Genomic DNA, 9,226 nt, shown 5'->3' with positions numbered 1-9,226 from the left:
GCGCCTTGCATCTCATCCTTCGTGCAACATTCTCTATATGTCTCGCTGATTAGACAAAAGAATAATGGGGATACCTCAGTTGAGGTACCCCCATTTATCTTACATTTCGTATCAAGTATCTTGTTATCTGAGCTCGGGCTCGGCTACGTACTTTGCTCCGCTCCCTTTGTCTAGCTCTTTAATATCCTGTATTCTACCCTTCTATTTCCGAGAGTTCAAGCCATCGCAGTTCGGCTGAGTCGAGGGTCTCTTTAGTGGTGCTGTATTGCTCAGCTAGCTCTACCAACTCTTGGGGTGTGGCGCTGCCACTATTCATGGTGGTCTCAATCTCTTGGAGTTGCTTTTCGAGTAGAGGAAGTTGCTCAGTCAGTTGCTCCAGCTCTCGTTGCTCCTTGTAGGAGAGCTTTGCCTTTTTCTCTCTAGGTGGTCGCTTGGTGGTTGGCTCCTTTTCTTGCTTTGTGGAGCTTTCTACCTTGGGACTTTCCTTTTGCTGAAGACGATAGTCGGTGTAATTGCCGGGGAAGTCTTTAACCGTACCATCCCCCTCTAGCACAAAGAGGTGCTCCGTGATACGGTCCATAAAGTAGCGGTCGTGGGAGACTACAAGTAGGCAACCATCAAACTGCACTAGATACTCTTCCAGCACTTGTAGAGTGGGGATATCAAGGTCGTTGGTTGGCTCATCGAGGACAAGGAAGTTGGGATGTTGCATCAGCACGGTGCAGAGTTGAAGTCTTCGCCGTTCGCCACCACTAAGGAGCGAGACATAGTCTTGCTGTCGCTTTGGTGGAAATAAGAAGCGATTCAAGAGTTGCATAGCGGTATGCTCGGCCCCGCTTCTGCCTACTACGTGCTCCGCGATATCAGTGACTACCTCTATCACCTTCTTTCCCTCGGGAAAGGTGGGAGGAACTTGCGAGAAATAGCCAAAGCGAACCGTTTCACCCACCTCTATAGTGCCTGATGTTGGTTCAATTTCTTGCATAATCAGTCGGATCAAGGTGGTCTTGCCTGCCCCATTTGGACCGATAATACCTACACGATCACGGCGGGCGAAGTTGTAGGAGAAGTCCTTGATAATAGGACGCTCACCATAGCTTTTGCTGATGTGCTCTGACTCAAATATCTTCTTTCCGATATAGACCGATTGGCTCTCGAGCTGAGGCCCTTGGTGGTGCTGAATATGGGTGAGTTGCCCTTTGAGTTCGTGGAAAGCATCTTTGCGGTACTTTGCTTTTGTTCCTCGGGCTTGAGGCATTCGGCGCATCCACTCTAGCTCGGTGCGGTAGCGATTGCGTAGAGAGGCTTGTTCTCTCTCCAGTTGCTCTAGTCGCTCTGCTCGCTTCTGTAGGTAGAGGGTGTAATTCCCCTCGTAGCTATAGATTTGTCCACCATCCATCTCTATGATGGTGTCGCATACCTGGTCGAGGAAGTAGCGGTCGTGTGTCACCATCAGGAGTGACGCGTTGGAGGTGGCGAGGTATTGCTCTAGCCACTCCACGGTGCTAGGGTCGAGGTGGTTGGTTGGCTCATCAAGGATGAAAATATCGGGCTGCCTTAGGAGGACTGAGGCGAGGGCAATACGCTTGCTTTCCCCGCCCGATAGCCCTTGGGTGCTACGGTGTGGACTGCCTAGATTGAGCTGTGAGAGGAGGGCTTGTAGCTCCTGCTTTATACTCCAGCCATCTAGCTGATCCATCCGTGCTATCGCCCGATTGATTTGGTTGGTATCACCAACTTCGACTGCCGCCTCGTACTCCACAATCACCTCGCGTAGCTCTGGAGCAATGCCACTCAGGCTGGCGGTGAGAATATCAGGGTAGGTGGTGAAGTCGCTCCGCTGTGGTAGGTAGGCAATCTTGAGGTCTCTCTGGGTGATCACTTCGCCAGTGTCGGAGGGTTCTAGTCCCACCAATATACGGAGAAGGGTGGTCTTACCTGCCCCATTGGGCGAGATCAGACCTACCTTCTGCCCCTTTTCAATAGAGAAGTTGAGCCCTTCGAATAGCTTCAGTACGCCGAAGCTTTTGGAGAGATTGTCTACTTGCAGTATGGCCATTAGAATAGTATGGTCACGCGACCTTGGAATACCATAAAGTCTAGCCCCTTGAAGCTATTCGGGTCGCTAATGGTATAGTTGCTCTTAAAGTCCTTATGATGGTCTATATAATTGGCGAGTAGCGAAAAGCAGAGATGAGAGGTGGTCCAATAATTGGCAAAAGCGCCGACGCTGTAACCTGCTAAAGCCTCAATCCCCTCATGATTATTGTAGTAAATACCCGAGCTACGTAGCCCTATCTCAAGTGCCTGCTTGCCATTGTATGGCGAACTAGAGAAATCGCCCATAGATGCATTGTATCTGCGAGGATTGCCGAGAACGGTATAGCTCGCACGTACGTTCCACCCTGCATATTGTGGCGTAGCGAGGTCGGAGCTTCTGAAGAAGTTGGTTCCGAGTCCTTCAGCGGTCAATAGGAAATTGCGGTTTTGATAAGCTAGCTCTAGCCCATAATTGAGTTGGCTAGTGGCATTGGAGTGGTAATACCTGATGAAGCGAGCAGTGGAGGCTAGCGTCTCAATGCCTATGGCACCCGACTGATTGAATTCACCATTCAGCATCCGCATCCAATAGATATTGGTGCCAAGTAGAAGCTTTTGATGGCGATTATTGAGTACATTGTAGATAAAGCGCCCTGCCACACCTACTTCAGGTCGTTTGGGTAGAGAGCTACCAGCATACTCATTGAGGTTGATGGAGTAAGCTCCTATAGCGGAGTAGAGGCGACCTGTATTGTAAAATAGCCCCAAACCCAAGCGGCGAGCCGAAGCCATTGAGAGCCCCATTGGAGTAGCTACATTCATAGCGGTACCCGTTCCGTAGTTTTGGCTCATTGGCCCTGGCACCTTCATCTGCCCCATGCGCAACTTCAGGTTGTCATTGAAGCGATAGTCGAGGAGCATATTGAGGAGGTTGATCTTGTTTTGAGCAAAATTGATATGAAACTCAAATCCCCACCGCTTAGAGAAGTCTCCCGACAGGTTGGTTTGGAGGTTAGTAAAGGCAATATTTGGCTTTATCTCAAATGGTTGATTGTCCAAGGTCGCTTGGGAAGCATCAAAAGTGGGTGCAAAGGCGACTCCATCCAGAGTGTAAGTGTTGGCCACCTTGAGCTTAAATCCTTTAGTCCCTTTAATGGTAAGCCCTTGTCCGTGGTAGGCTACCTTCGTCTTACTTTGAGCCGAAACCCCCATGCTGAAGGCAAGGAGTGCAATGATGAGTAGTGAAATCCTTTTCATAACGTTTTATATATACTTATTTTTGATATATCCGGGTGAGCGTGAGGAGGAGATCAAAGAGAACCATAGTGATATTCCCATTTTGAATTACCTCGAGCTTAGCATCTGTGAGTTCGTCCATAATCCTAGGATATCTATCCAATGGAACTGCGATTGAGACCGTCTTCGCCTCTTCGAGGATCTTACTTGGAAGGAAAATCACATCGTCCGACCCATATTGAAGCGCCAGTAACTCTCGTAGCAACTTGGGCAGAGAATCAAGTAGTGCAATCACTTCAGGGCGATCCTTCTTGGCATACTCTTGGGCAGCTGCCAAAAGTGGTTTGGGGTGCCTTTGAAGTGGTAGTTGTAGAAACTGCAATGCCTCCCACTGTCCTTTGAATAGCCCATTCCCCTCTTTTAGCTGTAAGGCTTTGTAGAGGTTGCCTTGTGCCAAATGAGCGAGCTCAGCCGCTTCCTCCTCTGTGACAGACTCTTTCCGCACTAGGTAATCAATGAGGGTAGGGTCGGGTATCTTAGGTACCGCTACCTTCTGCAACCGGCTGATGATGGTCGGTAGAAGTCGGTGCGGACTATGCGAAACCATAATGAATACCACTCCCTTTGGTGGTTCTTCGAGGAGCTTCAGTAGCTTATTGGCCGTCTCGGTACGCATCGTCTCGGGTTGCCAAATAAGGATCACCTGATACTGACTCTTAAAAGAGCGGAGCGAGGTGTTGTGAATTAATCGCTCCGCCTCAGCCACCATTATCTGAGGCTGCTTATTGCCAGCATCTAGTTGCTCTCGCCATTCAAGCGTAGTGAACCTGCGGTACTTTCCGATCAACTCCCTAAATGGCTCCAGCATCATCTCCGAGGTAAACTCCTTCCCTTCCTGAGCCTTAATCACCGGGAAAACCAGTGTGATGTCAGGGTGCTGTAGCTCCGCCATCTGCCGGCAGGAGTGACACTTGCCACAAGGATGGCCTTCGGGGGTGAGCTCCTCACAAAGAATTTGCTGTGCCAATACCAAGGAGAGCGGAAAGGCCTCTCCTCCCTCTTCCCCCGTCAGAAGTATCGCATGTGGCAATTCACCAGCCTCTATTTGGCTAGCAAAGTGTGCTACTAGATGCTCCTGCCCGAGTAAGTCAGAGGGCTTTGGCACGATTGGCATAGGGAGTACTCTATCTTATAGTTGTGAGTAGTCTGGTCGCCCTAGGTCGGTTATTTGGGTAGGGTTGGCATCCTCGCTCGCGTAGTAGCGCATAAATTGGCTTCTCTGGTACATCGTAGCGTGGTCCACACGAGTGGCTGCTAGCTTGCCCTTAAACTCATTGATATGGTGGTACTGCTTACGATCCATCCAATCGGAAAGGAATTGATTTGCCTCACGGATCACCTCTGCTCCACCCTTATAAAGTGCCGAAGCAAATTGCACCCCGTCTGCTCCTGCAAGGAGTCCCTTCACAAGATCCTCGCCATTTCTTGCCCCATTGGAGAGAGCGATCGAAAGCTCAGGCACTGCCCCACGCACCAGTGCTGCATAGCGAAGCGTATCGGAATAGGAGCCCTCATGGCTCAGCACCGAACCCACCGTGATCTTCTCCTTCTCAATATCAATATCGGGCATGAAGGTGCGATTGAAGAGCACCACCCCATCAGCCCCTGCGAGCTTAAGGTCGCGACAAAGGCGAATGATATTCGTATAGTACTTACTTAGCTTGATGATGATAGGGGTATCCTCCATTTGCTTACGCAGAGAGCGTACCATTTGAATCAGGTCCTCCTCCGAAGCGCCCCAAGGCTGAGCCACCTTGCTCTCAATCCTCATCACATTGCACTCCAGAGCATTGGCACCAGCCTCAATCAGCTCCTGTGCATACTCCACCCAGCTATCCGACTTGTAGGCATTGACACTAGCAATTATCGGTGCTGTAATGCATCGTTTTGCCTCCTTAATAAGGTCGATATGCGTCTTCAGTGCGTGCCCCTTCACATAGTGCTGAAGGTAGTCCATTGCCGTAGAGTCGTGATAACCACCGACACTCTCATCGGTCATCTTAGTTATCTCCTGCTCTATCTGCTCCTCAAAGATGGACTTCAAAACAATCGCCCCGGCCCCAGCCTTCTCCAGCTGTTGTATCTGTCGGATATCCTTAGTAAGTCCCGAGCTAGCTACGATAAAAGGGCTCTTTAGCCTCAGTTTCTGTGCGTATAGTGTGGATAGATCTGCCATAATATTTATTAGTTTTGGTCTTTGGTTTTCTTTCTCTCACAAAGGTAACTATTTTTAGTGATATTCCCGAGAAAAACTAGATGGTGAAGCCGGTATTTGGGGCATCACTAGCTAGAGGGTCTTGTTCCTGGGTCATTGAGGTAGAGGGGTGGTTCATCTTGCTATCAAATGTAGTGCCATTCTGTGCAAAGTGCATCCCTTGGCTACTTGCAAACTTAATGATGGTATCAATAAAGCGCAGCAATACGGTATCCACCCGACCATTACGGTGCTTTGCGATGATAAACTCCGCCATCCCCTTCATGCTCCGCCCTTCCTCATCCTCCATAATGCCGTAGTACTCGGGGCGGTGAAGAAAGCAGACCATATCGGCATCCTGCTCAATCGCACCCGACTCACGGAGGTCAGAGAGCTGAGGGCGCTTCCCCTCCTTAGGCCTATTCTCCACTCCACGATTGAGCTGCGAGAGGGCAATCACCGTGATATTGAGCTCCTTAGCCAATTGCTTCAGAGAGCGCGATACAGTACTCACCTCCTGCTCACGATTGGCATTGCTTTTGATGCCACTAGCTGTCATCAGCTGGAGGTAGTCAATAATCACTACCTTCACCCCATTCTGCCGAACCAATCGGCGTGCCTTACTTCGGAGGTCAAATACCGATAGCCCCGCCGTATCATCTATATAGAGAGGTGCCTGCTCCAGAGTACCAATTCTTTGCTCCAGAGTAGCCATTTGCTGAGGAGTAAGGTTGCCCCTCTTGATATCATCATTGGGAATCTCCGTATGATTCACCACCAGTCGGTTCGCCAACTGATCCTCGCTCATCTCTAGGCTAAATATTGCCACAGGAGTTTTGTGCTCCACCGCGATATTGCGTGCCATGGAGAGCACAAAGGCGGTCTTACCCATCGCTGGACGTGCAGCAATAATCACCAAGTCCGAAGGGTGCCAGCCAAAGGTAATCTCATCGATCTCTGGGAAGCCCGAGGGGACCCCGTGTGCATCGGCAGTTCCCGAGGCTAGGTCATTCATCTTTTGGATAATCTTCGGCACAATATCTCCGATAGGCACCACCTCATTGCTATCAGTCCCTTGGGTGATTTCAAAGAGCTGTTGCTCGGCATCTTGCATGGTATCGGTGATCGGAATCGTCTCGTCAAAGGCATTGCCGATCACATCATTGCCAAAGGAGATGAGGTCGCGCTGTATCTTTTTATCGAAAAGTAGTCGAGCGTGAAACTCCAGGTGAGCTGTGCTATTCACCAGCGAAGCCAGCTCTGCTACATAGACCAAGCCATTGGTCACCGAGAGCTTATCCATAAGCTTCAGCTGCTCCACCACGGTTTGTGCATCGATCGGCTTTTCCTCGAGAGCCAGCTGACGGATTGCCTCAAAGATGTACCGGTTTTTGGTGTCGTAAAAGCAGTCAGGCGTCAGGATCTCCCCCACCAGCGGGAAGGCATCTCGCTCTAGGATAAGGGCACCCAGCACCAGTTGCTCCACCTCGATATTATTGGGAGGAACCCCTTTCCCCAGCTCCTTAGCAATCCCCTTCGTTTTCAGGATCTTACCCCCCTCCAGGTCGCCGTAGTCATAGGCGGCAGTTGTAAATTGCTCCACACTCATTTGGCACCTCCTTTAGTCTAGTTTCAGTACTGCCAAGAAGGCCTTTTGTGGTACCTCCACATTACCCACCTGCTTCATTCGCTTCTTACCCTCCTTCTGCTTCTCCAGTAGTTTACGCTTACGCGAAATATCACCACCGTAGCACTTCGCCGTCACATCCTTACGCACCGCCTTGATCGTCTCACGGGCAATAATCTTCGCCCCGATAGCCGCCTGCACAGCGATATCAAACTGTTGCCGAGGTATCAGCTCCTTCAGCTTCTCACACATTCGCCTACCCATCCCTTGGGCATTATCCACGTGAGTAAGTATGGAGAGGGCATCCACCGACTCCCCATTGAGTAGAATATCCACCTTCACCAACTTAGACTGCTGAAATCCATTCACGTGGTAGTCAAAGGAGGCATACCCCCGTGAGACACTCTTCAGACGGTCATAGAAGTCGATCACAATTTCGCCCAAAGGAAGGTCGTAGATCAGCTCCACCCGATTGCCAAAGAGATAATCTTGCCACACCAGCGTGCCACGCTTTCCGAGGCAAAGCGTCATAATCGGACCAATATAGTCGGTCGTGGTGATCACCGAAGCACGTATCACAGGTTCCTCGATATAGTCGATCTCCGCAATATCTGGCAGACCCGAAGGGTTGTGTACCTCAATATTCTGCCCCTTTTTGGTATGTACGTGATAAGAGACATTGGGCACCGTCGTGATCACACTCATATCATACTCCCTCTCCAGTCGCTCCTGCACAATCTCCATGTGCAACAGCCCTAGGAACCCACAGCGAAAGCCAAAGCCAAGGGCGGCAGAGCTCTCTGGCTGAAAGGTGAGCGAAGCATCATTCAGCTGCAACTTCTCTAGTGAAGTGCGGAGATTTTCAAATTCATCCGTCTCAATCGGATAAACCCCCGCAAAGACCATCGGCTTCACTTCCTCAAAGCCCGCAATCCCCTCCTTTGCTCCTCCCTCCACATGGGTAATGGTATCTCCCACCTTCACCTCACGCGAAGTCTTTATCCCCGAGATGATGTAGCCCACATCGCCTGTCTTGATCTCCTTTCTAGGCACCATATCCAGTCGGAGGATACCCACCTCATCGGCATCGTACTCCTTGCCAGTAGCTACAAACTTCACATGGTCGCCCGTCTTAATCGAGCCATTCACCACCTTGTAATAGGCGATGATACCTCGGTAAGGGTTAAAGACAGAGTCAAAGATCAAGCACTGTAGAGGTGCCTTTGGATCACCCTTAGGTGGGTCAATCCGTTCGATAATCGCTGCCAAGATCTCCTCCACCCCTTCACCCGTCTTACCACTCGCTCGGATAATCTCCTCTTCGTCACACCCCAGTAGATTGACCAGCTCCTCCGTCATCTCCTCAGGCATTGCACTCGGCAGGTCTATCTTATTCAGCACCGGGATAATCGTCAGGTCGTGCTCCATCGCCATATAGAGGTTGGAGATCGTCTGTGCCTGTACCCCTTGCGAAGCATCCACGATCAGCAGAGCCCCCTCGCAGGCAGCAATCGAACGGCTCACCTCATACGAGAAGTCCACGTGCCCCGGAGTATCGATGAGGTTCAGCGTATATTGTTCCCCCTTATAATTATAGTCCATCTGTATCGCATGGCTCTTGATTGTAATACCACGCTCCCGCTCCAAGTCCATGCTGTCCAGCAATTGATCTTGTGCATCCTTAGCCCCCACTGTATTGGTATACTCCAGAAGACGGTCCGCCAAAGTGCTCTTGCCGTGGTCAATATGCGCTATGATACAGAAATTTCGAATATGATTCATATAAATCCTCTTACTAGTATTTACCTACAAAGATAATAAAAAAGAGACGAATCACACTCCACTGTCCCACTGCTACTCAGGGGTTACGCATTAGAAAGGTCTTACCGTATGGTTTTTAGTGGGGTGTCTATGAGTAAGGACCTCGGCAGAGGTCCGTGCTAAATAGGCACAGGTCAAGGCGCGCAGTGCCGAAGACCTGTGTATAGATAGGTGTCAAATACCCTTGCGACCCCGGCCGAGGGGTCGGGTAGCTCTATCTCTAGGTCTGACCCCTCAGCCGGGGTCAA

Annotated in this window: 6 protein-coding genes; all 6 read right to left on the bottom strand. The window is 50.4% G+C overall.

Annotation, left to right across the window (positions count from 1 at the left end; genetic code table 11):
* Positions 1-193 precede the first annotated feature (193 nt).
* Positions 194-2,059 carry a ribosomal protection-like ABC-F family protein gene (gene abc-f, locus HMPREF3027_RS01905; protein WP_070706594.1) on the bottom strand — a complete coding sequence of 622 codons (1,866 nt, stop codon included), beginning with the start codon at positions 2,057-2,059 and terminating at the stop codon, positions 194-196.
* Positions 2,059-3,297, bottom strand: coding sequence for a porin (locus HMPREF3027_RS01900; protein ID WP_070706592.1), 1,239 nt, complete (start codon positions 3,295-3,297; stop codon positions 2,059-2,061). Before HMPREF3027_RS01900 ends, abc-f begins: the two co-directional genes overlap by 1 nt.
* A gap of 16 nt (positions 3,298-3,313) precedes the next feature.
* Positions 3,314-4,450, bottom strand: a complete 1,137-nt coding sequence (locus tag HMPREF3027_RS01895) for a DNA polymerase III subunit (RefSeq protein ID WP_070706590.1) — start codon at positions 4,448-4,450, stop codon at positions 3,314-3,316.
* 15 nt (positions 4,451-4,465) lie between these two features.
* Entirely contained in the window at positions 4,466-5,512 is a 1,047-nt protein-coding gene (locus HMPREF3027_RS01890) for a dihydroorotate dehydrogenase-like protein (RefSeq protein WP_070706588.1), read from the bottom strand.
* A 76-nt stretch (positions 5,513-5,588) separates the two neighbouring features.
* Positions 5,589-7,139, bottom strand: a complete 1,551-nt coding sequence (dnaB, locus tag HMPREF3027_RS01885) for a replicative DNA helicase (protein ID WP_070706586.1) — start codon at positions 7,137-7,139, stop codon at positions 5,589-5,591.
* Between the two features lie 12 nt (positions 7,140-7,151).
* Entirely contained in the window at positions 7,152-8,939 is a 1,788-nt protein-coding gene (lepA, locus tag HMPREF3027_RS01880) for a translation elongation factor 4 (protein ID WP_070706583.1), read from the bottom strand.
* Positions 8,940-9,226 lie beyond the last annotated feature (287 nt).

The sequence above is a fragment of the Porphyromonas sp. HMSC077F02 genome (assembly GCF_001815465.1).
Classification (GTDB): Bacteria; Bacteroidota; Bacteroidia; order Bacteroidales; family Porphyromonadaceae; genus Porphyromonas_A; species Porphyromonas_A somerae.
The sequence above is the reverse complement of the archived record's forward strand: the minus strand, read 5'-3'. Positions and strand labels throughout refer to the sequence as shown.